This is a genomic window from Actinomadura fibrosa (assembly GCF_900659615.1).
In the GTDB taxonomy this organism is placed as follows: domain Bacteria; phylum Actinomycetota; class Actinomycetes; order Streptosporangiales; family Streptosporangiaceae; genus Spirillospora; species Spirillospora fibrosa.
Window position 1 is genome coordinate 1 of record NZ_CAACUY010000064.1, and the last position, 24,094, is coordinate 24,094.

The following is a 24,094-nucleotide window of genomic DNA, read 5'->3' on the forward strand; positions in this document are numbered from 1 at the left end:
CCGCGACCCTGCACGTGGACGCGCCGTCGTCGCGGATCGACTGGTCCGCCGGTTCCGTCCGGCTGCTGACCGGGGCGCGGCCGTGGCGAGCTTCGCGCACGAGGTCGTGGCGGTCGTGGGCGCGGACGGCGACGACCTCGCCGAGCTGTCGGCGGGACCGGTCCAGGCGATGGTCAAGGAGGCGGCGGCGGTGTTCGCCGAGCACCAGCCGGTGCGGCGGACGTTCTCCACCGGGATCAGCCGCACGGTGACGTCCCCGGCCGCGCTGCCGGAGGCGTACGAGCAGGCCGTCAAGGCCGTGCGGGTGGGGCGCCAGCTGCACGGCGCCGGCGCCCGCGCGCACTTCGACCAGCTCGGCGTGTACCGGCTGCTCAGCCTCGTGTCGGACCCGGCGGAGCTGCACGCGTTCGTCCGGGAGACCCTCGGCGACCTCGCGGCCGACGACGAGCCCGAGCTCGTGGACCTGCGGCGCACCCTCCAGGTGCTGCTGGAGACGAACCTGAACGTCGCCGAGACCGCCCGCAGGCTGCACTTCCACTACAACACGCTGCGCTACCGCATCGGGAAGCTGGAGCGCATGCTCGGGACCTTCACCGAGGACGCGCACCTGCGCCTCAACCTCACGCTGGCCCTTCACGTGCTGCGCATGCGCGGCATCTGAGCGTACTGGCGCCGGAGCGGCGGCGCCCGTACGATCTCCGCGGGTGACCGGAGGGCCCGCGCGGGCGGTCCTCCCAATCGCGGGCCCGGGCTTTGGCAGATGTCGCCGATGCCCGCCCACCTGGGTAGATCTACCTTGCCCGCATGAGCGCGCCAGGGCACGGACGCGCCCCGTGACCATGCCCTGACAGAGCCGCGACCATGCGGGGACCGTGCCCGCAGGGACCGCAGGAGCAGGAGGCCCGATGTCCATCGGCTGGAAGCTGCACGGCGACGGCCGGACGCCGCCGCCCGGCGAGGTCGTCAGGCCGGACGAGCGGCTCACGTGGCCGCGCACCGCCGGGATCGGCGCCCAGCACGTGGTCGCCATGTTCGGCGCCACGTTCGTGTTCCCGGTCGTGATGGGCCTGGACCCCAACCTGTCGATCATGATGTCCGGGGTCGCGACGATCCTGTTCCTGCTGATCGTCGGCGGCCGGGTGCCGAGCTACCTCGGCACCAGCGCCTCGTTCGTCGGCGCCGTCGCGGCGATCCGCGCCGCGGGCGGCGACAGCGCCACCGTGACCGGCGCGATCCTCGTCGCGGGGCTCGTCCTGCTGGCCGTCGGGCTCGTCATCCACTTCCTCGGCGGCGAGGTCGTCCACCGGGTGTTCCCGCCGGTGGTGACAGGCGCCGTCGTCATGCTCATCGGGTTCAACCTGGCGCCGGTGGTCGCGACCGTCTACTGGCCGCAGGACCAGTGGGTCGCCCTCGCCACGCTCTGCTTCGCGGTGCTCTGCACCGTCCTGCTCCGCGGGTTCTGGTCCCGCATCGCGATCCTGCTCGCGCTCGTGTTCGGGTTCGCGCTGTCGTGGGTCCTCGACCGCACGTCCGGCGACATCACGTCCGTGCTCCCCGGCCAGCACCTCCTGGACGCGGCGGGCAAGCCGTGCGCCGCCGAGGGCCCGTACTGCGTCGCGACGGCCTTCCCGCACGAGCGGCTCAGCTTCAGCGGCGTGGACGCGGCCGACTGGTTCGGCTTCCCGAGCCTGCACGCCCCGGACTTCAAGACGTCCGCGATCCTGCTGGCGCTGCCGCCGGTCATCGCGCTGATCGCCGAGAACACCGGGCACGTCAAGGCCGTCGCGGCGATGACCGGCGACGACCTCGACCCCGTCCTCGGCCGCGCCGTCGCCGCCGACGGCATCGGCACCGCCCTCGCCACCGCGGTCGGCGGCTCGCCCACCACCACCTACGCCGAGAACATCGGCGTCATGGCCGCCACCCGCATCTACTCGACCGCCGCCTACTACGTCGCCGCGGCCGTGGCGATCCTGTTCGGGCTCTGCCCGAAGTTCGGCGCGCTCGTCGCCGCGACGCCGGGCGGCGTGCTCGGCGGCATCACCGTCGTGCTGTACGGGATGATCGGCCTGCTCGGCGCCAAGATCTGGATCGAGAACCGGGTCGACTTCGGCGACCCCGTCAACCTCGTCCCCGTCGCCGCCGCGATCATCCTGGCGATCGGGAACGTCACGCTCGACATCACCGACGACTTCCCGCTCCAGGGTATCGCGCTCGGCACCATCGCCGTCCTCGTCGGCTACCACGCGCTGAACGCCGTCGCGCGCGGCGCCCGCGGCCCCGACACCGGCGGCGGCGTCATCGCGCCCGAGGAGAGGGAGATCGGCGGCCCGGTCCGCCCGCCCACGTCCAGCGCCGGCTGAACGGCGGCGCGCGTGAAACCGCCCCCCTTCGGCTACGCCGCCCCCCGCACCCTCGACGAGGCACTGGCCGCGCTCGCCGCCGCGCCCGGCGGGAAGGTCCTCGCCGGCGGGCAGAGCCTCATCCCGCTGCTGTCCATGCGGCTCGCCGCGCCGCCCGCGCTCATCGACATCAACCGCGCCGCCGAGCTGGACACCCTCCGCACCGGCGACGGCGGCGTGCGGGTCGGCGCGCTCGCCCGGCACGCCCGGGTGGAGCGCTCCGCCGAGGCCGCCGCCGTCCAGCCGCTGCTGCGCCGCGCGCTGCGCCACGTCGCGCACCCCGCGATCCGCAACCGCGGCACCGTCGTCGGGAGCCTCGCGCACGCCGACCCCGCCGCCGAGCTGCCCGCCGTCCTCGCCGTCCTCGGCGGCACGGTCGAGGCCGCCTCGCCCGAGGGCCGCCGCACGATCCCCGCGGACGACTTCTTCCGCGGCCCCCTCGAATGCGCGCTCGGCCCCGGCGAGATCGCCGTGTCGGCGTTCTTCCCCGCCGCCCCGCCCCGCACCGGCAGCGCGTTCGCCGAGTCGGCCCGGCGGCACGGCGACTACGCCCTCACCGGCGTCGCCGCCGTCGTCACGCTCGGCGAGGACCTGCGCGTCACCGCCGCCCGCACCGGCCACCTCGGCATCGCCGCGACGCCGCTCGTCCTCGACCTCACCGCCGCCGCCGGATCGGCGGGCGACTGGCCGGCGGCCGCCGCGCACGTCCGCGCGCGGATCGACCCCGACGCCGACATCCACGCGAGCGCCGACTACCGGCGGCACCTGACCGGCGTCCTGACCGAACGGGCGCTGCGCGCCGCCGCCGCGGACGCGCTCCGCCGGGCACGGGACTGAAAGGGAGGGCGCGGACCCATGGAGGAGACCCACGAGATCGTGCTGACCGTCAATGGGACGCACCGCACCGCCCGCGCGCCCGCCCGGCGGCTGCTGTCCGATCTGCTCCGCCACGACCTCGGCCTCACCGGCACCCACGTCGGCTGCGAGCACGGCGTCTGCGGGTGCTGCACGGTCCTGCTGGACGGCGCGCCGGTGCGCTCGTGCCTGATGCTCGCCGTCACCGCCGCCGGCCACGAGATCACCACCGTGGAGGGCCTCGCCGCCCCGGACGGCACGCCGTCGCCGGTGCAGCGCGCGTTCCGCGAATGCCACGGCCTCCAGTGCGGCTTCTGCACGCCCGGGTTCCTCTGCACGGTCACGGCACTGCTGCGCGACACGCCCCGTCCCACCGAGGAGCAGGTCCTGGACGGCATCGCCGGGAACCTGTGCCGCTGCACCGGCTACCAGAACATCGTGAGATCGGTGCACCGCGCCGCCGAGCTGCTGTCCGAGCGGGAAGGCGGGGCCTGATGGGGACGCGCGTGTTCGGCGAGCCCGTCCAGCGCCGCGAGGACGCCCGGCTCGTCACCGGCCAGGGCCGATTCCTGGACGACCTCGGACAGAACGCCCTCGCCGCCGCGTTCGTCCGCTCCCCGCACGCGCACGCGCGGATCCTCGACATCGACGTGTCCGGAGCGCTCGACATCGACGGCCTCGTCGCCGTCTACACCTGGGAGGACCTGCCCGGCCGCGTCGGCGAGCCGCTGCCGCTGCTCATCCCGCACCCCACCCTCACCCACGGCCGCACCGGGTACCCGCTCGCCCGCGACACCGTCCGGCACGTCGGGGAGCCCGTCGCGATGGTCGTCGCCCGCGACCGCTACCTCGCCGAGGACGCCGCCGAGCGGATCCGCGTGGACTACGAGCCGCTGCCCGCCGTCGTCGGCATCGAGAACGCCGCCCGCGCCGACCGCCTCGTCCACGACGACGTGCCGGGCAACGTCGCCGCCGTCCTGCGCCAGGAGAACGGCGACGCCGCCGCCGCGATCGCCGCCGCGCCGCACGTCCTAGAGTTCCGGCTCGCGATCGAGCGCAGCGCGTCCATGCCCCTCGAAGGCCGCGGCGTCTACGCGCGCTGGGACGCCGACGACGGCTCACTGCGCGTCTACTCCTCGACCCAGGCGTCCACCAGCGTGCGCGCCGCGATCGCCGCGCGGCTCGGGCTGCCGAACGGCAAGGTCGAGGTCGTCGCCCCGGACGTCGGCGGCGGCTTCGGCGTCAAGATCGTCCACCCGTGGCCGGAGGAGGTCCTCGTCCCGTGGGCCGCGCGCCTCCTGGACCGCGAGCTCAAGTGGACCGAGGACCGCCGCGAGCACTTCGTCGCCGCCGCCCACGAGCGTGGCCAGCTCCAGGACGTGCGCGTCGGGTTCGACGACGCCGGGCGGATCCTCGGCCTGGACGTGCGGATCCTCCACGACCACGGCGCCTACACCCCGTACGGGATCATCATCCCGATCGTCACGTCCACCCAGCTGCTCGGCCCCTACAAGATCGGCGCGTACCGGGCCGAGGTCACGAGCCTCTACACCAACACGGTGATCGTCACCCCGTACCGCGGCGCGGGCCGCCCGCAGGGCGTGTTCTGCATGGAGCGGACCATGGACCGCGTCGCCCGCCACCTCGGCCTCGACCGCGCCGGCGTGCGCGCCGCCAACCTCATCCAGCCCGACGAGTTCCCCTACGACCAGGGCCTGACGTTCCAGGACGGCCGTCCGCTGATCTACGACTCGGGCGACTACCCCGAACTGCTCCGCAAGGCCCGCGACCTCATCGGCTGGGACGGCTTCGAGGCCGAGCGCGCCGCCGCCGCGTCCGACGGCCGCCGCATCGGCATCGGACTCGGCATCTACGTCGAGGGGACGGGCGTCGGCCCGTACGAGGGCGGCCACGTCGAGATCGACACGGCGGGACGCGTGCACGTCTCGACCGGCCTCACCTCGCAGGGCCAGGGCCACGAGACCGCCTTCGCGCAGATCGCCGCCGCGGAGCTCGGTGTCCCCCTCGGCGACGTCCGCGTCACGACCGGCGACACGCGCCGCTTCGGCTACGCGGTCGGCACGTTCGCGTCGCGGGCCGCCGTGATGAGCGGCAACGCGATCGCGCTCGCCTGCCGCAAGGTGCGCGCGAAGGCGCTGCGCATCGCCGGCGAGGCCCTCGAAGCCGACCCGTCCGACCTGGAGATCACCGACGGCGTCGTGCACGTCCGCGGGGACGCGACGTCCGCGGTGCCGCTGCGCACCGTCGCGGTGCTGTCGAACCCTCTGCGGTACGCGTTCGACGAGGAGGCGGCAGCGGCGACGCAATTCGCGGTGGGCCGCCCGTCCGAGGAAGCACCCGTGGCACCGGGCGACGAACCGGGCCTGGAAGGACGCGACTACTACTCACCAGTCCGCTCGACGTTCGCAGCAGGCGCGCACGCCGCGATCGTCGAAGTCGACCCGGAAACGGCCGAAATCACGATCCTGCGGTACGGGGTCGTCCACGACTGCGGGCGGCTCATCAACCCGATGGTGGTGGAGGGCCAGATCCACGGCGGCGTCGCGCAGGGCGTGGGCGGCGCACTCTACGAGCGGATGGTGTACGACGCGTCAGGACAGCTGCTGAACGCGTCCTTCATGGACTTCCTGATGCCGTACGCGACGGAGATCCCGAAGATCGAGACCGACCACCTGGAAACGCCGTCGCCGCTGAACCCGCTGGGCATCAAGGGCGCGGGCGAGGCGGGCGTGATCCCGGTGTCGGCCGTCATCGCGTCCGCGGTCGAGGACGCGGAGGGCCTCCGCGTGGACGCGATGCCCCTGTCACCGGACGCCCTGTACACCCTCCGCCGCCGAGCCGAACACGACCCGGCGCTGCGAACCGAGTGATGCTGGCGGGGCTGCTCGGGGAGCGGGGGACCTCAACCCCGCCAGCGCTCCGACGATAATGCGGGCGTGTCCGGTCGCACGGGGCAACCGGGATACGTCCGGATAGCTGGTGTTTCAGCCGCCCGCGGGCGCGGTGGGGGCGTTTCCGCCGAGCGAGACGGGCAGGTAGTTCTCCACGGCGGCGGGCCGGAACCCCTGCTGGCGGATCCAGCCGAGGATCATCTGGAACTGCTGGGCGAGCCCCTTGCGGTAGTGCATGAGGATGATGTCGCCGGGCTTGAAGCCCTTGCCGCCGTCCCCGCGGGCGAAGCCGTTGAAGCCGACCCCGGGCCCGGACGTGCCGTTGTAGAACTCCGCCGACCACAGCATGATCGACTTGATGCCGCACTCCCGCGCGACCTTGCGCGTGGTCTCGTTGAAGCTGCCGAACGGCGGCCGGAACACCTGCGGCCGGCGCCCGTACTGCTGGGTGATCGCCTCGGAGGCGTCGCAGATCTGCTTCTTCTGCGCCTCGGGAGGCAGCGTCGCCATGTTCGGGTGGGTGACGGTGTGGTTCTCCATCTGCGACCCGGCGTTGCGCATCGCCCAGAAGTACTGGCCCTCGCCCTTGATGTACGTCGACGTCAGGAACGTCAGGATCGGCACGCGCTCCTTGCGCACCAGGTTCACGAACTCGGCGTCGTAGGTGTAGCCGTCGTCGATGGTCAGGAAGACGACGCGGTCCTGGGTGTCGATGTGGTTGATCACGGGCGGCAGCCCGTCCTTGGACGGCTGCGGCATCGTCCAGGAGCCGGGCTTCGGCTTCGCCCACGTCTGGTCGGCGAGCGCGGCGCTGAGCTGCGTCCGCGTCGACGGTCCGCCGTCGCCCGCCTGGGCCCGCAGGACGGGCCAGCCGCCCGCGGCCACGCCGAGCACTCCGGCGGCCACCATGGCGATCACGGGCGTCTTCCCTCGCATCAGCCGCGTTCTCCGTTCTTCGGGGGGTCGGGGTCCCGCCTCGGTTGACGCACCGGAGCCGTCGGGGGTTCGCGGAAGAGGCGGGACTCCCCGGACATTCTGGCCATGCCCGGCGCCGCCGCGCCGTATCTGCCCAATCCTCGGCGTGTACTCGGCACATGTTGCCGTTCGGCGGACGGCGGCGATTCCCTACAGTCGGTGCATGCAGGTCACCGGCAGTGCCACCGTCGCCGCGCCGCTCGCCCGCGTCTGGGACGCGCTCCAGGACCCGGCCGTCCTGGCCCGGACGATCCCCGGCTGCCAGTCGCTGGAGGAGACGGGCCCGGACGCCTACCGCATGACCGTCTCGGCGGGCGTCGCGTCCATCACGGGCACCTACGTGGGCAGCGTCGAACTGACCGACCCGGACCCGCCGCACGCGTTCACACTCCGAGCCCGCGGCCAGGGCGCACCGGGCACGGTCGACGCGACCGTCCGCGTCCGCCTGTCGGACGGCGACGGCGCCACCCGCGTCGACTACGACGCCGACGCGGTGGTCGGCGGCATGATCGGCGGCGTCGGCCAACGCGTCCTAGGCAGCGTCGCCCGCCGCACGGCCGGCCAGTTCTTCGCCGCCGTAGAACGCGACCTGACCGTAACCCCGATAACCCCAGACGCCAACGAGCCACCGGCGTCGGAAAACGGGGCCGGAGTGGAACCACCCGCCCACCTCACCCGCCCCCTCGCGGCGCCGCCCCCGGCCCCCGGCGGCTTCATGGGACGGATCGTGCCCGCGTCACACCGCGACCCGGCGACATGGCAGATGGCCGCATTCCTAGCCGGAGGCGCGGTAGCCCTAGCAGGCGTAGCCATAGGCCACGCCCTATCCCGCCGCCCCCACCGCTGATCACCCCCCACCACCTACCGCCCAACTCGCGTCCGGAGTGTGGTTAGGCGTCGCGGCGTTTGAAGAGGACTAGGGCTGCGGCTAGTAGGACTAGCGTGTAGGCGGCGAATAGGGCTAGGCCTGTCCAGGGGGCTAGTTCGCCTTGTTGGCGGGTGGGGGAGAGGATCGCGCTGCCCGCGTTGGACGGCAGGTACTTGTTGACCGTGTCGCCCCAGGAGCCGGGTAGGAAGCCGCCTACGATGCCGAGTACGAACATCAGGACGAACACGACCACGATGGAGCCGGCCGTGTGGCGCAGCAGCGTTCCGACGGCGAGTGCCAGGATCGCGATGAGCGCCAGGTAGACGCCGCCGCCGATGACCGCGCGGAGGACGCCCCGGTCGCCGAGCGAGCCGTCCAGGCCCTTCGTGGCCAGGATGAGCTGGCTCGCGTAGAAGGACGCGAACGAGACGGCGAGGCCGACGAGCAGGACGACCACGCCGAGCACGACCGTCTTCGCGGCGAGGTAGGTCACGCGGCGCGGGACCGCGGTCAGCGTCGTGCGGATCATCCCGGACGCGTACTCGGCGGTGATGACCAGCACGCCCAGCGCGCCGAAGATGACCATGGCGAAGTAGAAGGCGGCCTGGATCGGCAGCATCGGCGTGAACGTGGCCCGGTCGTTCGAGCTCATGTCGTCGAAGGACGCGCTGAACGCGAGCGCCCACAGCGCGGAGAACCCGATGAGGACGACCGCGCCGGCGAAGAGCGTCCAGAACGTCGACTTGACTGTCAGGATCTTCGTCCACTCGGCGGAGAGGACGTTGGCGAACCGCATCCGTTTGGCGGGCTTCGCTGCTGTCGCGTCGCTCATGTGAGTCCCCAACCCGGGTTGCCTGTGGTCTGGGTGGGGCCGTTTTGCGGTGTGATCGGGACGCCGTCCGGTGGGGTGGGGGTGCCGCCGGCGTCGGATACCGGGACGGGGGAGGGAGGCGGCGCCTGCGGAGGTGCGGGTGGCGGGCCTTGCGGGAGTGTGGGCGGGTCCTGCGGCGGGGCCTGCGGGAGTGTGGGCGGGTCCTGCGCAGGCGGGGTCTGCGGGGGAGACGGTTGCGGGGTGGCGGCGTGGTATTCGACGGTGTCGCCGGTCAGGCGCATGAACGCCTCCTCCAGGGACGGCTGGACGGTCGCGAGCTCGTGCAGCCGCAGGCCGTTGTCGGCGGCGATGTCGCCGATGTCCGCGGCGGGGACGCCGGTCACGCGCAGGCCGCCGGCGGGGTCGCCCTCGACGCGGTGCCCGCGGGCGGTGAGGTGCCGTGCCAGCTCGGCGAGCTGCGGTGACCGGACCAGGACGTGGCTGGTGGCGTTCGCGTCGATGAACTCGCGCGTGCCGGTGTCGGCGAGGATGCGGCCGCGGCCGATGACGACCAGGTGGTCGGCGGTGAGCGCCATCTCCGACATGAGGTGGCTGGAGACGAAGACGGTCCGGCCCTCCCGGGCGAGGCCCCGCATCAGCGTGCGGATCCACAGGATGCCTTCGGGGTCGAGGCCGTTGACGGGCTCGTCGAACATCAGCACGCCCGGGTCGCCGAGGAGGGCCGCGGCGATGCCGAGCCGCTGGCCCATGCCGAGCGAGAACCCGCGGAACGGCTTCTTCGCGACGCTCCGCAGGCCGACGAGGTCGAGCATCTCGTCCACGCGCCGTTTCGGGATGCCGTTGCTCTTGGCGAGGACGAGCAGGTGGTTGCGGGCGCTGCGGCCGCCGTGGACGGCCTTGGCGTCCAGGAGCGCGCCGACCTCGCGGAGCGGCGCGGCGAGCGAGCGGTAGGGGCGGCCGTTGACGGTGACCTGGCCCGCGGTGGGACGGTCGAGGCCGAGGACCATGCGCATCGTGGTCGACTTGCCGGCGCCGTTCGGGCCGAGGAAGCCGGTGACGCGGCCGGGCAGGACGGTGAAGTCGGCATGGTCGACGGCGGTCTTGCCCCCGTACCGCTTGGTCAGCCCGCGCGCCTCGATCATGTGCTGCTGATACCGGACGGCCCGCGTCCGGAAACGGCGGCGGCGGGCATCCGGGGTGAAGTTTCACCCGCGGATTGCCCGCCGTTGAGGCGTCCCCGCGGCGCGGTCAGTTCACCGAGACGAGGTCCACGACGAAGATGAGCGTCTCGCCGGGCTTGATGGCGGGGCTCGGGCTGCGGTCGCCGTAGGCGAGGTGCGGCGGGATGACGAGCTTGCGGCGGCCGCCGACCTTCATCCCGACGATGCCCATGTCCCAGCCCTTGATGACGCGTCCGGCGCCGAGCTGGAAGTCGAAGGTGCCGCCGCGGTTCCAGGAGGCGTCGAACTCCTCGCCGGTGGACCAGGAGACGCCGACGTAGTGCATCGACACCTTCGAGCCCTTGGTGGCCTCCTGGCCCTCGCCCTCGGTGATGTCGGTGATGTCGAGGTACTCGGGCGGCCGGCCCTCGGGGAAGTCGATCTCGGGGCGTTCAAGCGCCATGGACGGGCTCCAGCGGTCGTCGTCGGTCGTGCGGACGCCGCTCAGCCTAACGGCACGCCCGGCCACGAAAGAACGACCGTCCCGTTGGCACATTGCGACGGTTTCGCAGGTGGGCGGGGTCCGGTAGACCCTTGGGCATGGCGCGGCTGCGGATCGGGATCGACACGGGCGGGACGTTCACCGACGTCGTCGCGCTGGACGAGGACACCGGCGAGGTCGTCACGACGAAGACGCCCTCGACGCCCGCCGATCCGGCGGCGGGGTTCGCGGCGGGCGCGGCGAAGGCGCTGCGGCTGGCGGGCGCGGCGCGGGAGGACGTCGCGGCGCTCTGCCACGGCACGACGGTCGCGACGAACCGGCTGCTGGAGGACCGGATCGACGACCTCGGGTTCGTGACGACCGAGGGGTTCGGGGCGCTGCTGGAGATCGCGCGGCAGAGCGTCCCGGACGGGTACGGCAACAGCTACTTCTGGGTGAAGCCGCCGCGGATCGTCCCGCCGGGGCGGGTGCGGGAGGTCGGCGGGCGGCTCGACCACACCGGGGCGGAGCTGCGGCCGTTCGACGAGGGGTCGGCGGTGGCGGCGGCGCGCCGGCTCCGGGACGCGGGGGTCCGCGCGATCGGGGTGTGCTTCCTGCATTCCTACGCGAACCCGGCGCACGAGCTCGCGATGCGGGACGTGTTGCGCCGCGAGCATCCGGACGCGGTGGTGTCGCTGTCGTGCGAGGTGCTGCGGGAGTACCGGGAGTACGAGCGGGCGGTGACGACGCTGGTGGACGCGGCGGTGAAGCCCGCGATGGGCGGCTACCTCGCGCGGATCGCGGCGGGGGCGGCGGCGCGTCCGCTGGTGATGAACAGCAACGGCGGCGTGCTGTCGGCGGACGAGGTGGCCCGGCGCCCGATCACGACGGTGCTGTCCGGCCCGGCGGCGGGGGCGCTCGGCGCGGCGTTCGTCGTCGCGCACAGCGGCCACGGGTCGGTGGTGACGCTGGACGGCGGCGGGACGTCCACGGACGTCGCCGTCGTCGTGGACGGGGAGCCGACGCTCACGACGGAGGGCGCGGTCGGCCGCCATCCCGTCAAGATCCCGATGATCGACATCGTGACGGTGGGGGCGGGCGGCGGCTCGGTCGCGTGGCGGGCGCCAGAGGGCGCGCTGAAGGTGGGGCCGCGCAGCGCGGGCGCCGATCCGGGGCCGCTGTGCTACGGGCGCGGCGGCACGGAGGTCACGGTGACGGACGCGCACGCCGTCCTCGGCCGGATCCCGCCGCACCTGCTCGGCGGCGAGGTGCCCCTGGACGTGGCGGCGGCGCGCGCGGGCGTGGAGGCGCTCGCGGCGGAGCTCGGGCTCGGGGTCGAGCGGGCCGCGGCGGGCGTCCTGGAGATCTCGGCGTGGAACCAGGCGAACGCGATCCGGCAGATCACGGTGAAGCGGGGCCTGGACGTCCGCGATTATCCGCTCGTCGCGTTCGGCGGTTCGGGTCCGCTGCTGGCGTGCCGGCTGCTGGACGTGCTCGGCTCGCCCGCCGCCGTGATCCCGGAGAATCCCGGCAATCTGTCGGCATTCGGGCTGCTCACCGTGGACGTGCGGAACGACCACGTCCGGACCCGGGTCGTCCGCGACACCGAGCTGGATCCGACGCTGCTCGGCGAGGTGTTCGGCGAGCTGGAGCGGGAGGCGGCGGAGGCCCTGCAACGGGAGGGCTTCGGCGAAGGTCGCTATGTCCGGTCCGCGGATCTGCGGTATCACGGTCAGGCGTTCGAGGTGCGGGTTCCCGCGCCGACCGGCCCGCCGGACGAGGCGTTCCGCGCGGAGGTCGTGCGGCGCTTCCACGACGCGCACGAGGCGCTGTACGGGTACTGCCACCGCGACGGTGGCGGGCAGCATCCGGTCGAGTGGGTGAACCTGCGGGTGTCGGGCATCGGCCCGATCACCCGGCCCCGGCTGCGCGAGCGGCCGCCCGGCGACGGCGACCCGTCCCGCGCCCGGACCGGGACGCGGCGGGTCTACTTCGACGCGTGGGAGGACGCGACCGTCTACCGGCGGGAGAGGCTGGCGCCCGGTGACGTCGTGGACGGTCCGGCCGTGATCGAGGAGTTCGGCTCCACGCTGCCGCTGCACCCCGGCTTCCGGGCGCGCTTGGACGGCTACGGCAACCTGGTGGTGACCCGATGACCGAGACGGCGGGCGGCAGCGCGGCGGACTCCACGCGGGGTCCTGCGGCGGGCGGCGACGCGGCGGACTTCGCGCGGGATCCTGCGGCGGGCGGCGGCGCGGCGATGCCGGACCCCGTCCTGCTGGAGATCGTCGAGGGAACGCTCGCGTCGGTGGAGCGCGAGGTGGAGACGGCCATCGCGCGGACCGCCCGCTCCCCGATGATCCGGGACGCGCACGACTTCCGGGCGGGCATCCACGACCGGCGGCTCCGCAAGCTGACGGGCCGCTCGTACTCGGCGCTGGTGCATCCGGTCGCCCGCGACTTCCCGCTGGAGGAGATGCGGGAGGGCGACGTGTTCTTCCACAACGACGTGTACCTGTCGGAGGGCGGTATCGGGCATCTGCCCGACCTGTGCGTGACGGTGCCGGTGTTCCACGCGGGGGAGGTCGTCGCGTTCGTCCAGGCGTTCGGCCACCACGACGACATCGGCGGCGCGGTGCCCGGCTCGATGCCGAGCCACGCGCGCAGCGCGTTCGAGGAGGGCCTGATGGTCCCCCCGATCAGGCTGTGGGACCGCGGCGTCCCGAACGAGGCGGCGCTGCGGATCATGACCCGGAACTCGCGGATGCCCGACTCGCTCGCGGGCGACCTCGACGCCGAGTGCTCGGCGTGCCTGATGGGCGCGCGGCGGCTCGGCGAGCTGTTCGGCCGCTACGGCCGTCCCGCCGTGGAGGCGTGCTTCGACGCGATCCTCGACCGGACGACCGCGACGTTCCGCCGCGAGCTGATCGCCAAGATCCCGGACGGGACGTTCGTCTGGGAGGACTACGCCGAGCACGACGGCGTCGACCCGCCCCGGCTGCACGCCCAGCGGATCACGCTGACCGTGGACAAGGCCGCGGACGTCCCGCTCGTGATCGACTTCACCGGGACGTCCCCGCAGGCGAAGGGGCCGATCAACCACGCGGGCGACTACGCGGACGGCGTCTTCCTGAAGAAGTGGCTGGCGCCGGTGCTGCGCAACCTGGCCGACACGCCGGAGCGCGCCGCCGAGCTCGACGTCAACGAGGGCGTCGTGCCGCTGGTCGAGATGCGGTTCCCGGAGAAGGGCACGCTGCTCACGCCCGTCTTCCCGGCGCCGACCAACGCCCGCACGTTCGTGATCCTGCGGCTGCTCGGCGTCCTCGCCGGGGTCCTCGCCAAGGCCACCGGCGGCCGGATGCCCGCCGACCAGGAGACCATCCGCTACACCGGCGTGTACGGGGAGGACGACCGCGGCCCCTACCTCATGCGGGAGGTCCTCGGCGGTGGCTCCGGCGGCCGCTACTACGCCGACGGCGAGGACACGATCCACGTCGTCCCCGACTCGCGCAACATCCCGGTCGAGTTCGCCGAGGCCCGCTGGCCGTTCATCGTCGAGCGCCTGGGCCTTGCCGTCGACTCCGGCGGGCCGGGGGAGTACCGCGGCGGGCTCGGCTATGACAAGCACTTGCGGATGCTCCGAGACGCCCACTTCATGTCCATCGCCGACCGGTCGATCCTGTCCTGCTGGGGCGTCAACGGGGGGCGCGCCGGACGTCCCTTCCGCGTCGACATCGACGGTGAGGAGATGGACGGCCTGGTAGACGACCATCCCGTCCGCGCCGGGCAGGTCATCCGCATCCGGACGACGGGCGGTGGCGGCTGGGGCGACCCCCTGGACCGCGACCCGTCCCGCGTGGCGCAGGACGTCGAGGACGGGAAGGTGTCCGTACAGGGCGCGCTGGACGACTACGGCGTCGTCCTGAGGGATGGGGCGGTGGACGCGGAGGCCACCGCCGAGCTGCGCGCGCGCCTGCGTGCCGAGCGCGGGCCCGCGCCGTTCTTCGACCGCGGCCCCGGTTACCCGAAACTGTCCGGAGGCCGCACCTCAGCGGACGTCGACTCCATGGATCCCGGCTCGGCGGAGTAACGACGCCATCTGCCCGAGCGGATGCCCGCAGCGGGGCGGGCGGGGCCGGAGGCGACACGGGCGGCATACTTCCGGGTGTCCGGGGCGCGGGATCGGGAGAGGGGCCAACGATGGAGCTGTTCGGCACGGCGGGCGGGCCCGTGCGGATCGCCGGCCGCGAGCTGGCACGGGACGAGCTGCTCGGCCGCGCGTCGGCCGTCGCCGCCGAGATCGCCGGCGCGGACGCCGTCGCCGTGCACGCCACGGCGAGCCTGGAGACGGTCGCGGCGGTGCTCGGCGGGATCGTCGCGGGCGTTCCCGTGGTGCCCGTCCCGCCCGACTCGGGCCCGGACGAGCGCGCGCACATCCTCGGCGACTCGGGCGCGGGCCTGCTGCTGGCCGCGCGCGGCGCCGCGGAGTCCCTCGGGGACGGCGGCCCGCCCCTGGTCCCGGTGGACGACCTGCCCGGCGGCGCGTCCGCGAGCCCGGCGGAGCCGCGGCCCGGCGCCACCGCGATGATCCTCTACACGAGCGGGACGACCGGCGCGCCCAAGGGCGTGCTGATCTCGCGGGACGCGATCGCCGCGGGCCTGGACGCGCTCGCCGAGGCCTGGGAGTGGACGCCGGACGACGTCCTCGTCCACGGCCTGCCGCTGTTCCACGTGCACGGCCTGATCCTCGGCGTCCTCGGGCCGCTGCGGGTCGGGTCGCCGCTCGTCCACACCGGGCGGCCCAGGCCGGAGTTGTACGCGGCGGCGGCGCGCGACGACGGCGGCTCGCTGTTCTTCGGCGTCCCGACCGTGTGGTCGAGGACGGCGGCGGACCCGTCCGCGGCGGAGGCGCTGCGCCGGGCGCGGCTGCTCGTCTCCGGGAGCGCGCCGCTGCCCGTGCCGGTGTTCGAGCGGCTCGCCGCCCTCACCGGGCACCGGCCGGTCGAGCGCTACGGCATGACCGAGACGCTGATCACCGTGAGCGCCCGCGCCGCCGGGGACCGCCGTCCCGGATACGTCGGCACGCCGCTGCCCGGCGTCGAGACGCGGCTGGTCGCCGAGGACGGCACGCCGGTCCCGGCCGACGGGGAGACGCCGGGTGAGCTGCACGTCCGCGCGCCGATGCTGTTCCAGGGCTACCTCAACCGGCCGGAGGCCACCGCGAAGGCGTTCGCCGAGGACGGCTGGTTCCGCACCGGGGACATCGCCGCCGTCGGACCGGACGGCTGGCACCGCATCGTCGGCCGCGCCTCCACCGACCTGATCAAGAGCGGCGGCTACCGGATCGGCGCGGGCGAGGTCGAGAACGCCCTGCTCGCGCATCCGGGCGTCCGGGAGGCGGCCGTCGTCGGCACCCCGCACGAGGACCTGGGGGAGCAGGTCACGGCGTTCGTGGTGGCCGACGGCGTCGCCGAGCGGCAGCTCATCGACTTCGTGGCCGAGCGCCTGTCGGCGCACAAGCGCCCACGCACGGTCCACCTGGTGGAGTCGCTGCCGCGCAACGCGATGGGCAAGGTCGTCAAGACCCGCCTCGGCGAGGCGACGGCACCCTAGCGTCGTCCGGCGCGCGTCAGGGGATGAGCGGCACGCGGATCGCGGTCACCGACCCGGCGGAGCTCACCTCGACGCGGTCGCGCAGGCGCGGCGCCGGGCCGGGCGGCGCGGGGCTGCCCTCGGGCGCCCGGAACGCGCAGACCAGCGCCTGCCGCTGGGGCCACACGCCCACGGTCGCGTGGTCGCCGGACCCCTGCCGCGCCAGCGCCGCGGCGACGTCGCCCGCCGCGACGACCATCAGCGCGGCCCGGTTGCCGAGGACGCCGTGCCGGGCGGCCTGCGCCGCGACGAACCCCCACACGGCGGGCAGGTCGTCGCCGACCTCCAGCACCGGCGTGCCCGGCGGCGGCTCGGGTACCTCCATCGTCACCGGTTCCTTCCCCGCCGCCGTCCCTTCGAGGGCGCCCCCGCCACCTGGTGGTGCCGGGGGCGACGCGGAGTCCTCGCGCGTCGGCGGCCGTCCACGTCGGCGAGTACCCGAGATCGTCGCGGGCTAACGCGCCGGCCCGCGGCGCGCTGACCAGTATCGTCGTGGCGCCGGCGGCCTCCATCACCTCCCGTCCGCCGCCGGAAGGAGCCCCGCGTGAACCGAACCCTCGTCGCGAACGCCCGCCTCGCCGGGCGCGACGGCCTGCACGACATCGAGATCGACGGCGACCGCTTCGGACGGATCGCGCCCGCCGGTGAACTGGCGGGGGAGACGCTCGTGGACGCCCGGGGCGGCCTGGTGAGCCCGCCGTTCGTCGAGCCCCACGTCCACCTCGACACCGCACTGACCGCCGGGGAGCCGCGCTGGAACGCGTCCGGGTCGCTGTGGGAGGGCATCGCGGTCTGGAGCGAGCGCAAGGCGTCGCTCACCCGCGAGGACGTGATCTCCCGCGCGACGGAGGTGCTGCGCTGGTACGCGGCCAACGGCGTCCTGCACGTCCGCAGCCACGTGGACGTCACCGACCCGGGCCTCGTCGCGCTGGACGCCATGCTGGAGGTCCGCGACCGGGTCGCCGACGTGATCGGCCTCCAGCTCGTGGCGTTCCCGCAGGAGGGCATCTGCTCGTTCGACGACGGGCCGGAGCTGCTGGAGGAGGCGGCCCGGCGCGGCGTGGACGCGATCGGCGCCATCCCGCACTTCGAGGACACCCGCGAGGACGGCGTCCGCAGCCTGGAGATCGCCTTCGACGTCGCGCGGCGGTACGGGCTGCTGCTGGACGCGCACTGCGACGAGATCGACGACGAGCAGTCCCGCTTCGTCGAGGTGCTCGCCACGCTCGCCCGGCGCGGCGGCCTCCGCGACCGCGCGACCGCGTCCCACACGACCGCGATGGGCTCCTACAACGGCGCCTACTCCTACAAGCTCCAGCGGATCCTGGCCCGCTCCGGGATCAACCTCGTCTGCAACCCGCTCGCCAACCTGTGCCTCCAGGGCCGGTTCGACGGCTACCCCAGGCGGCGCGGGCTCACCCAGGTCAAGGAGATGCTCGGCGCGGGCGTGAACGTCGCCTTCGGGCACGACGACGTCATGGACCCCTGGTTCCCGCTCGGCACCGCGTCCTCCCTCCAGGTCGCGCTGGTCGGCGTCGCCGCCGCGCAGCTCACCGGCACCGCCGAGATCGACGAGGCGTTCGCCATGGTCACCGGGCGCGCCGCCCGGGTACTCGGCCTCGGCGACCGGTACGGCGTCGAGCCGGGCCGCCCGGCGAGCCTCGTGGTGCTGCCCGCCTCCTCGCCCTACGACGCCGTCCGCCGCCAGACCCGCCCGTCCCACGTCATCGCGCACGGCCGCCTCGTCGCCGAGACGCCCCCGTCCACGACCCGCCTTACCTGGCCCGGCGAATCCCCAGAAGACATCGACTTCAGGAGGGACCGCGACCGCGGGCGGCCGAGCGACGCCTAGGGAAGCAGCGCGGGCAGGACGGGGCGGACCAGGTCGGCGGCGGCGGACTCCGGGAGGTCGGGGCCGTCCGTTCCCTCGGCGAAGTAGTGCAGGAAGCCCTGCTGGAAGCAGGCGCCCATGAGCAGCGCCGCGACGGAGGCGACGTCGGCGTCCGCCGCGACCCGGTCAAGGTCGCGCTCGGCCTCCAGGTAGGCGGCGAGCGCCCGCACCGGCTCCTGCGGGCCCGCGCCGTACCTGCGCAGCGACTCCCGGGTCACCGCCATGAGCCGGGGCTGCGCCACCATCGACGCCATCATCGGGAACGCGCGCCGGTAGAAGGCGAGCCCGCCGTGGACGATCGCCACGAGCGTGGACTCCACGGTGCCCTCGCCGGGGACGCCGACCGCGGTGAAGGCGGGCATGCGCTCGCGCAGCACGTGGAGCATCAGCTCCTCCTTGTCGCGGAAGTGCTTGTACAGCAGCGCCTCCGAGTAGCCGGCGGCCTTCGCGATCTCCTTGGTCGTCGCGCGGGCCACCCCCCGCTCGCGCATGATCTCCGCCGCCGCGTCCAGGATCCGGTCCCGCGCGCCCAATGAGCCCCCTTGACAGGTGAGTGAACGCTAACCAGTCTAGGGGTGAGTAAACATTCACTCACCCTGAGGAGGGCACATGAGGATCACGGTCTTCGGCGCGACCGGCGGCGTCGGCGTGCAGACCGTCCGCCTGGCCGTGGACGCCGGGCACGACGTCACCGCCGTCGTCCGCAACCCGGACGGACTACCGGCGGAGCTGCGCGAGCGCTGCGACGTCGTCCAGGCCGACATCATGGACCCGGCCGCGATCGAGGAGGCGGTGAAGGGCGCCGACGCGGTGATCAGCGCCGTGGGCAGCCGCGAGGGCCGCGCCCCGACCACCGTCTGCGCCCGCAGCGCGGCCGCCATCGCCACCGCCATGCGCGCCGCGGGCGCCGAGCGGTTCCTCATGGTCAGCGCGTCCGGGCTCGCCGCCGAGCGCGGCGACGACCCGCTCACCCGCTTCGTCGTCAAGCCGCTGATCATCGGACCGCTGCTCAGGCACGCGTTCGCCGACATGCGCGCGGCCGAGCGCGAGGTCCGCGGCTCCGGCCTCGCCTGGACGATCGTCCGGCCGCCGCGCCTCCTCGACGGCCCCGGCAAGGGCCGCTACCGCAAGGCCGTCGACCGCGGCGTGACGGGCGGCTTCAGCATCCGCCGCGCCGACGTGGCCCAGGCCCTCCTCGACTTCGCCGCCGACGCCACCACCATCGGCCACACGATCACGGTGTCGGCTTGAAGTGCCCTCGGCGGTCGGCGCGCCGGGGAGGCACTGCGATACTCGCAGGGTGAGTGAGCCACTGGTCGAACGCATGCGGGGGTTCGGGGAGACGATCTTCGCGGAGATGTCGGCGCTCGCCGTGCGGACCGGCGCGATCAACCTCGGGCAGGGGTTCCCGGACGAGGACGGCCCGCGCGCCATGCTGGACGCCGCGGTCGAGGCCGTCCGGTCGGGGGCGAACCAGTACCCGCCCGGCCCGGGGCTGCCCGAGCTGCGCGAGGCGGTCGCGGCGCAGCGCCTCGGGCGGTACGGGCTGTCCTACGACCCGGCGACGGAGGTCTTCGTCACCGTCGGCGCCACCGAGGGCGTCGCCGCGTCGATGCTCGCGCTGGCGGAGCCCGGCGACGAGGTCGTCGTGTTCGAGCCCTACTACGACTCCTACGCGGCCACGATCGCGCTGGCCGGGGCGGTGCGCAGGCCCGTGACGCTGCGTCCCGACGGGGGCCGCTTCACGTTCGACCCGGACGAGCTGCGCGCCGCCGTCACGTCCCGCACCCGGGTCATCCTGGTCAATTCGCCGCACAACCCCTCGGGGACGGTGTTCACGCGCGCCGAGCTGGAGAGCATCGCCGCCGTGTGCCGGGAGCACGACCTGATCGCGGTCACCGACGAGGTGTACGAGTACCTGACGTTCGACGACGCCGAGCACGTCCCCCTCGCGTCGCTGGACGGCATGCGCGAGCGGACCGTGTCGGTGTCGTCGGCCGGCAAGACGTTCTCCGTCACCGGCTGGAAGACCGGGTGGGTCACCGCGCCCGCGCCGCTGATCCGGGCCGTCCAGACGGTGAAGCAGTTCCTCACCTACGCGGTCAGCGCCCCCTACCAGCGGGCCGCCGCGTACGCGCTCGGGAACGAGGTCCCCTGGGTGGAGGAGCTGCGCAAGTCCCTCCAGGCCAAGCGCGACCGGCTGGTCACCGGCCTGGAGGCCGCCGGGTTCGCGGCGTACCGGCCGCAGGGCACCTACTTCGTGCAGGCCGACATCCGGCCGCTCGGCTTCACCGACGGCATGGAGCTGGTGCGCGAGCTGCCCGGCCGGGCCGGGGTCGTCGCGATCCCGACGCAGGTCTTCTACGACCACCCCGAGGCCGGGGCCCACTTCCTCCGGTTCGCGTTCTGCAAGCGGGACGACGTCATCGACGAGGCCGTCGAGCGGCTCGCCCGCCTCCGCTGATCCCGCCCTTCCGGCGGAGGTTGCCCAACCGGGCGGGGGCCTTGGGCGAGTTTCGCCCGTGAGCGCCGCCCGGCGCGCGGCTAGCGTACGGGCGGTGAGCGGCGATGACGGCGGGGAACGGGTGCTGGTCGCGCTCGGCGGCAACGCCATGACCGCGCCGGACGGCAGCGCCACCCCGGCGGCGCAGGCGGCGGCGGTCGAGGGCGCGATGCGGCCGGTGGCCGCGCTGGTCGCCGCCGGGGCGCGGGTCGTGCTGACGCACGGCAACGGCCCGCAGGTCGGCAACCTGCTGATCAAGAACCAGCTCGCCGCGGCCGTGGTGCCGCCGGTGCCGCTCGACTGGTGCGGCGCGCAGACCCAGGCCACCGTCGGCATGCTGATCATGAACGCGCTGGAGCGGGCCCTCGCGGCCCTGGACGCGGCGCGCCCGGTGTCCGCGGTCGTGACGCGGACCCTCGTCGACGCGTCCGACCCGGGGTTCGCCGACCCCGCCAAGCCCGTCGGGCGGTACTTCCCGGAGGCGGAGGCCCGCCGGTTCATGGCCGTCGGCCAGGTGTGGAGGCGGTTCGGCGCCCGGGGCTGGCGGCGCGTGGTCGCCTCGCCCGAGCCGCTGGAGATCCTGGACGCGGGCGCCGCGCGGGCGCTGCTCGACGCCGGGCACGTCGTCGTCGCCGCGGGCGGCGGGGGCGCGCCGGTCGTCCGCGACGGCGCCGGGCTGCGCGGCGTCGAGGCCGTCGTCGACAAGGACCTCGCGGCGCAGCTGCTCGCCCGCCGGCTCGGCGCGACCACCCTGCTGATCGCCACGGACGTCGAGCACGCCGTCGCCGGCTACGGGACGCCCGAGGCGCGGCCGCTGCGCCGCACGACGGTCGCCGAGCTCGGCGCGCTGGCCGCCGCCGGGCACTTCCCGGGCGGCAGCATGGGCCCGAAGGTCGAGGCGGTGCGGCGGTTCGTCGCCGCGGGCGGCCGCCGCGCGGCGATCACCCGTGCGGACCGGCTCGCGGCGGCGGCCCGCGGCGAGGCCGGGACGGTCGTGGAGGCATGACCCGGGAAGGCCGCCGACCGGCGGGTAGGACCAGCGGAGCCGACCAGAGGAGCGATGACGTGCCCGATCCCATCGAAGTCCGCAAGATCCCCATCGAGAGCGTGACCGACGCGTCCGGCCTGGCCCGCCTCATCGACGACGGCGTGCTGGAGGCCGACCGCGTCCTCGCCGTGGTGGGCAAGACCGAGGGCAACGGCGGCGTGAACGACTACACGCGGCTGCTTGCCGACCGCGCGTTCCGCGAGGTGCTGCTCGCGAAGGGGACCCGCCCGGCGGACGAGGTCGCGCGCGTCCCGCTCGTGTGGTCGGGCGGCACCGACGGGGTGCTGAGCCCGCACGCCACCGTGTTCGCGACGGTGGACCCGGCCGCGGTCCCCGCGTCCGACGAGCCGCGCCTGTCCGTCGGCGTCGCGATGAGCGAGGTGATCCGGCCCGAGGACATCGGGCGGCCCGCGATGGTCGAGACGGTCGCGGCGGGCGTCCGGGAGGCGATGAAGACCGCCGGGATCGACGACCCCGCCGACGTCCACTACGTCCAGACCAAGACGCCGCTGCTGACCCTCGACACCATCAACGACGCGAAGTCGCGCGGCCGGGACGTCGTCACCGAGGACACGCTGAAGTCCATGGACATCTCCAACTCGACGACGGCCCTCGGCATCGCCGTCGCGCTCGGCGAGATCGAGATGCCGGACGCCGGGCAGATCCACCGCGACCTGTCGCTGTACTCGTCGGTGGCGTCCTGCTCGTCGGGCGTCGAGCTGGACCGCGCGCAGATCGTCGTCGTCGGCAACGTCCGCGGCATCGGCGGCCGGTACCGCGCCGGGCACGGTGTGATGAAGGACGCACTGGACGCCGACGGCATCTGGGCGGCGATCGCGTCCACCGGCCTCGACCTCCCCGAGCGGCCCCGCGCCGCCGACCTCGACGGCCGGCTCGTCAACGTCTTCATCAAGTGCGAGGCGGACCCGAGCGGCACCGTCCGCGGCCGCCGCAACATCATGCTGGACGACTCCGACGTGCACTGGCACCGCCAGATCAAGGCGTGCGTCGGCGGCGTCGCGGCCTCCGTCACCGGCGACCCCGCCGTGTTCGTGTCGGTCGCGGCCGTCCACCAGGGCCCGTCCGGCGGCGGCACCGTCGCGGCGATCGCCGACCTCGGATAGCCGGAAGGAAACGGAGAGTATCCGAATAGCCACCCACGGCGGTCGCCGGAGGCTATAGCCTTCTCGCCGTGTCCGGACTGACCATTCCCGAACCCCAGTTCCCCGGGGACGACGGCGGCGCCGATCCCCGGCTGTGCGAGGCCCTCTCGGGCTACGCCGCCGGGCGCGTCGGCGAGCACGCGGTGCTGCGGCGGCTCCAGGGGGCGCGGTTGCTGGTGCCCGTGGTCGCCGTCCTCACCGAGGAGGAGGACGTGCCGCCCGGGGGCCTGCGCCGGGAGAAGTCGAGCGACATGGCGCTGCCGACGCTGGTGGGCGAGGACGGGCGCCGCGGCGTCCTCGGCTTCACCTGCGCCGAGACGATGAAGGCGTGGCGGGCCGACGCCCGCCCGGTCGCGGTGCACGCCCGGCAGGCGTGCCGGGCCGCGCTCGACGAGGGCGCCCACGCCCTCGTGGTCGACGTCGCGGGCCCCGTCCCGTTCGCCGTGGACGGCCTGCGCCTGCACCTGCTCGCCGAGGGGCGGCCCGTCCCGCCCCCGCACGAGGACCCCGACGTCCTCGCCGCCGTGGAGGCCGCGTTCGGCTCCGACGCGGCCGTCAGCGGCGTCCGCGTCACCGCCGGCACCGCCGCCGAGCTGGCCGTCCGGTTCGCGGTCGTGCCGGGCCACGACGAGCGGCGCACCGTGCAGCGGGTGTCCGACCGGCTCGCCGAACTGCTGCGCGGCCGCATCGTCGGCGGCGTCGAGCTCAGCGTCGTCCGCCGGTAGGGTCGGCGCCGTGGACCCCCACGACGCCCCCGCCCCGGAGCGCGCCTGGTCGTGGCGCGCCGGCTGGACGGAGCCGCTCCGCCGCCGCCCCGTCCCCGTGGCGCTGCTGTGCGCGGCCGTCCTCGCCGCGCTGGCCTGGCGGATCGGCGCCCGCCCCGAGCTGCCCGCGTTCCTGTGGCTCGGCGCGGCCGGGACGCTCCTCGGCGTCGTCGACACCGCCCTCAAGCGGCTGCCCGAACCGCTGACCCTCCCGTCCTACGCGGCCGGGCTCGCGCTCCTCGGCGCCGCCGCCCCGTTCACCGGCGACGGCGGCGCCCGGTACGTCCACGCGCTGCTCGGCATGGCGGCCCTCGGCGCGTTCTTCGGCGCGCAGTGGTTCCTGCTGCCCGCCGGGACGCTCGGCTTCGGCGACGCCGTCCTCGCCGGGCTGCTCGGCCTCCACCTCGGCTGGCTCGGCTGGCGCGCCTGGTTCCTCGGCGCCACCGCCACGTTCGCGATCGCCGCGCTGGTGTCGCTGGCGCTGCTCGCCACCCGCCGCGCGGGCCGCAAGACCCAGCTCCCGTACGGGCCGTTCCTGCTGGCCGGGACGCTCGTCGCGGTGCTGGTCCACGGCCCGTAAACGGTTGG

At 74.3% G+C, this 24,094-nt stretch carries 21 protein-coding genes and 1 pseudogene; 16 read left to right on the forward strand and 6 right to left on the reverse strand.

The features are described 5' to 3' along the window. The 5 genes from E1300_RS22065 to cutA all read left to right on the forward strand — a co-directional run. Positions 1-661: PucR family transcriptional regulator (locus E1300_RS22065; RefSeq protein WP_131758935.1), on the forward strand; the 661-nt coding region annotated here is incomplete at its 5' end. A gap of 244 nt (positions 662-905) precedes the next feature. Continuing rightward, the gene (locus E1300_RS22070; RefSeq protein ID WP_131758936.1) at positions 906-2,363 is read left to right on the forward strand and encodes a uracil-xanthine permease family protein; all 1,458 of its coding nucleotides are present in this window, start codon (positions 906-908) and stop codon (positions 2,361-2,363) included. A 12-nt stretch (positions 2,364-2,375) separates the two neighbouring features. Then, the gene (locus E1300_RS22075; RefSeq protein ID WP_131758937.1) at positions 2,376-3,239 is read left to right on the forward strand and encodes an FAD binding domain-containing protein; all 864 of its coding nucleotides are present in this window, start codon (positions 2,376-2,378) and stop codon (positions 3,237-3,239) included. Positions 3,240-3,257: 18 nt separating this feature from the next. Next, entirely contained in the window at positions 3,258-3,752 is a 495-nt protein-coding gene (locus E1300_RS22080) for a (2Fe-2S)-binding protein (protein ID WP_131758938.1), read from the forward strand. Beyond that, complete coding sequence (gene cutA / locus E1300_RS22085) at positions 3,752-6,148, forward strand: aerobic carbon-monoxide dehydrogenase large subunit (protein WP_131758939.1); 2,397 nt, start codon at positions 3,752-3,754, stop codon at positions 6,146-6,148. Before E1300_RS22080 ends, cutA begins: the two co-directional genes overlap by 1 nt. Before the next feature lie 114 nt (positions 6,149-6,262). Here cutA and E1300_RS22090 read toward each other — a convergent pair whose 3' ends face one another. Further along, complete coding sequence (locus tag E1300_RS22090; RefSeq protein WP_131758940.1) at positions 6,263-7,105, reverse strand: polysaccharide deacetylase family protein; 843 nt, start codon at positions 7,103-7,105, stop codon at positions 6,263-6,265. 202 nt (positions 7,106-7,307) lie between these two features. Between E1300_RS22090 and E1300_RS22095 the strand changes: the two genes are divergently transcribed. After that, complete coding sequence (locus E1300_RS22095; RefSeq protein ID WP_131758941.1) at positions 7,308-7,991, forward strand: SRPBCC family protein; 684 nt, start codon at positions 7,308-7,310, stop codon at positions 7,989-7,991. Between the two features lie 43 nt (positions 7,992-8,034). Here E1300_RS22095 and E1300_RS22100 read toward each other — a convergent pair whose 3' ends face one another. The 3 genes and pseudogenes from E1300_RS22100 to E1300_RS22110 all read right to left on the reverse strand — a co-directional run bounded on the left by E1300_RS22100 (position 8,035) and on the right by E1300_RS22110 (position 10,467). Next, positions 8,035-8,844: an ABC transporter permease gene (locus E1300_RS22100; RefSeq protein WP_131758942.1), complete on the reverse strand. Its 810-nt coding sequence runs from the start codon at positions 8,842-8,844 to the stop codon at positions 8,035-8,037. Between the two features lie 242 nt (positions 8,845-9,086). After that, positions 9,087-9,986, reverse strand: a pseudogene (locus E1300_RS22105) (ABC transporter ATP-binding protein); the annotation flags it as partial. Positions 9,987-10,092: 106 nt separating this feature from the next. Further along, on the reverse strand, positions 10,093-10,467 hold the full coding sequence (locus tag E1300_RS22110; RefSeq protein ID WP_131758944.1) for an FKBP-type peptidyl-prolyl cis-trans isomerase: 375 nt from the start codon (positions 10,465-10,467) through the stop codon (positions 10,093-10,095). A 137-nt stretch (positions 10,468-10,604) separates the two neighbouring features. Here E1300_RS22110 and E1300_RS22115 point away from each other — a divergent pair, with 137 nt between their 5' ends. From E1300_RS22115 to E1300_RS22125, 3 genes are all read left to right on the forward strand, one after another. Further along, on the forward strand, positions 10,605-12,641 hold the full coding sequence (locus E1300_RS22115) for a hydantoinase/oxoprolinase family protein (RefSeq protein WP_131758945.1): 2,037 nt from the start codon (positions 10,605-10,607) through the stop codon (positions 12,639-12,641). Then, positions 12,638-14,575, forward strand: coding sequence for a hydantoinase B/oxoprolinase family protein (locus E1300_RS22120; RefSeq protein ID WP_242619316.1), 1,938 nt, complete (start codon positions 12,638-12,640; stop codon positions 14,573-14,575). Before E1300_RS22115 ends, E1300_RS22120 begins: the two co-directional genes overlap by 4 nt. A 110-nt stretch (positions 14,576-14,685) precedes the next feature. Beyond that, the gene (locus E1300_RS22125; RefSeq protein ID WP_131758946.1) at positions 14,686-16,098 is read left to right on the forward strand and encodes an acyl-CoA synthetase; all 1,413 of its coding nucleotides are present in this window, start codon (positions 14,686-14,688) and stop codon (positions 16,096-16,098) included. 16 nt (positions 16,099-16,114) lie between these two features. Here E1300_RS22125 and E1300_RS22130 read toward each other — a convergent pair whose 3' ends face one another. Continuing rightward, a complete protein-coding gene (locus E1300_RS22130; protein ID WP_131758947.1) occupies positions 16,115-16,462 on the reverse strand; it encodes a sensor histidine kinase family protein in 348 nt (115 codons plus the stop codon). A gap of 219 nt (positions 16,463-16,681) precedes the next feature. Here E1300_RS22130 and codA point away from each other — a divergent pair, with 219 nt between their 5' ends. Then, complete coding sequence (gene codA / locus E1300_RS22135) at positions 16,682-17,989, forward strand: cytosine deaminase (RefSeq protein ID WP_131758948.1); 1,308 nt, start codon at positions 16,682-16,684, stop codon at positions 17,987-17,989. Here the strand turns inward: codA and E1300_RS22140 are convergent. Then, entirely contained in the window at positions 17,986-18,561 is a 576-nt protein-coding gene (locus tag E1300_RS22140; protein WP_131758949.1) for a TetR/AcrR family transcriptional regulator, read from the reverse strand. The two genes, codA and E1300_RS22140, sit on opposite strands and share 4 nt — an antisense overlap. A 76-nt stretch (positions 18,562-18,637) precedes the next feature. Here E1300_RS22140 and E1300_RS22145 point away from each other — a divergent pair, with 76 nt between their 5' ends. The 6 genes from E1300_RS22145 to E1300_RS22170 all read left to right on the forward strand — a co-directional run bounded on the left by E1300_RS22145 (position 18,638) and on the right by E1300_RS22170 (position 24,086). Continuing rightward, complete coding sequence (locus tag E1300_RS22145; protein WP_131758950.1) at positions 18,638-19,279, forward strand: NAD(P)-dependent oxidoreductase; 642 nt, start codon at positions 18,638-18,640, stop codon at positions 19,277-19,279. Between the two features lie 49 nt (positions 19,280-19,328). Further along, positions 19,329-20,492: a pyridoxal phosphate-dependent aminotransferase gene (locus tag E1300_RS22150; protein ID WP_131758951.1), complete on the forward strand. Its 1,164-nt coding sequence runs from the start codon at positions 19,329-19,331 to the stop codon at positions 20,490-20,492. Between the two features lie 94 nt (positions 20,493-20,586). Further along, entirely contained in the window at positions 20,587-21,537 is a 951-nt protein-coding gene (locus E1300_RS22155) for a carbamate kinase (protein ID WP_242619317.1), read from the forward strand. Between the two features lie 59 nt (positions 21,538-21,596). Further along, positions 21,597-22,703, forward strand: coding sequence for a barbiturase (gene bar, locus E1300_RS22160; protein WP_131758952.1), 1,107 nt, complete (start codon positions 21,597-21,599; stop codon positions 22,701-22,703). A gap of 68 nt (positions 22,704-22,771) precedes the next feature. Beyond that, a complete protein-coding gene (locus E1300_RS22165) occupies positions 22,772-23,467 on the forward strand; it encodes an SseB family protein (protein ID WP_131758953.1) in 696 nt (231 codons plus the stop codon). Positions 23,468-23,477: 10 nt separating this feature from the next. Further along, a complete protein-coding gene (locus E1300_RS22170) occupies positions 23,478-24,086 on the forward strand; it encodes an A24 family peptidase (RefSeq protein ID WP_131758954.1) in 609 nt (202 codons plus the stop codon). The last annotated feature ends 8 nt before the right edge of the window (positions 24,087-24,094 follow it).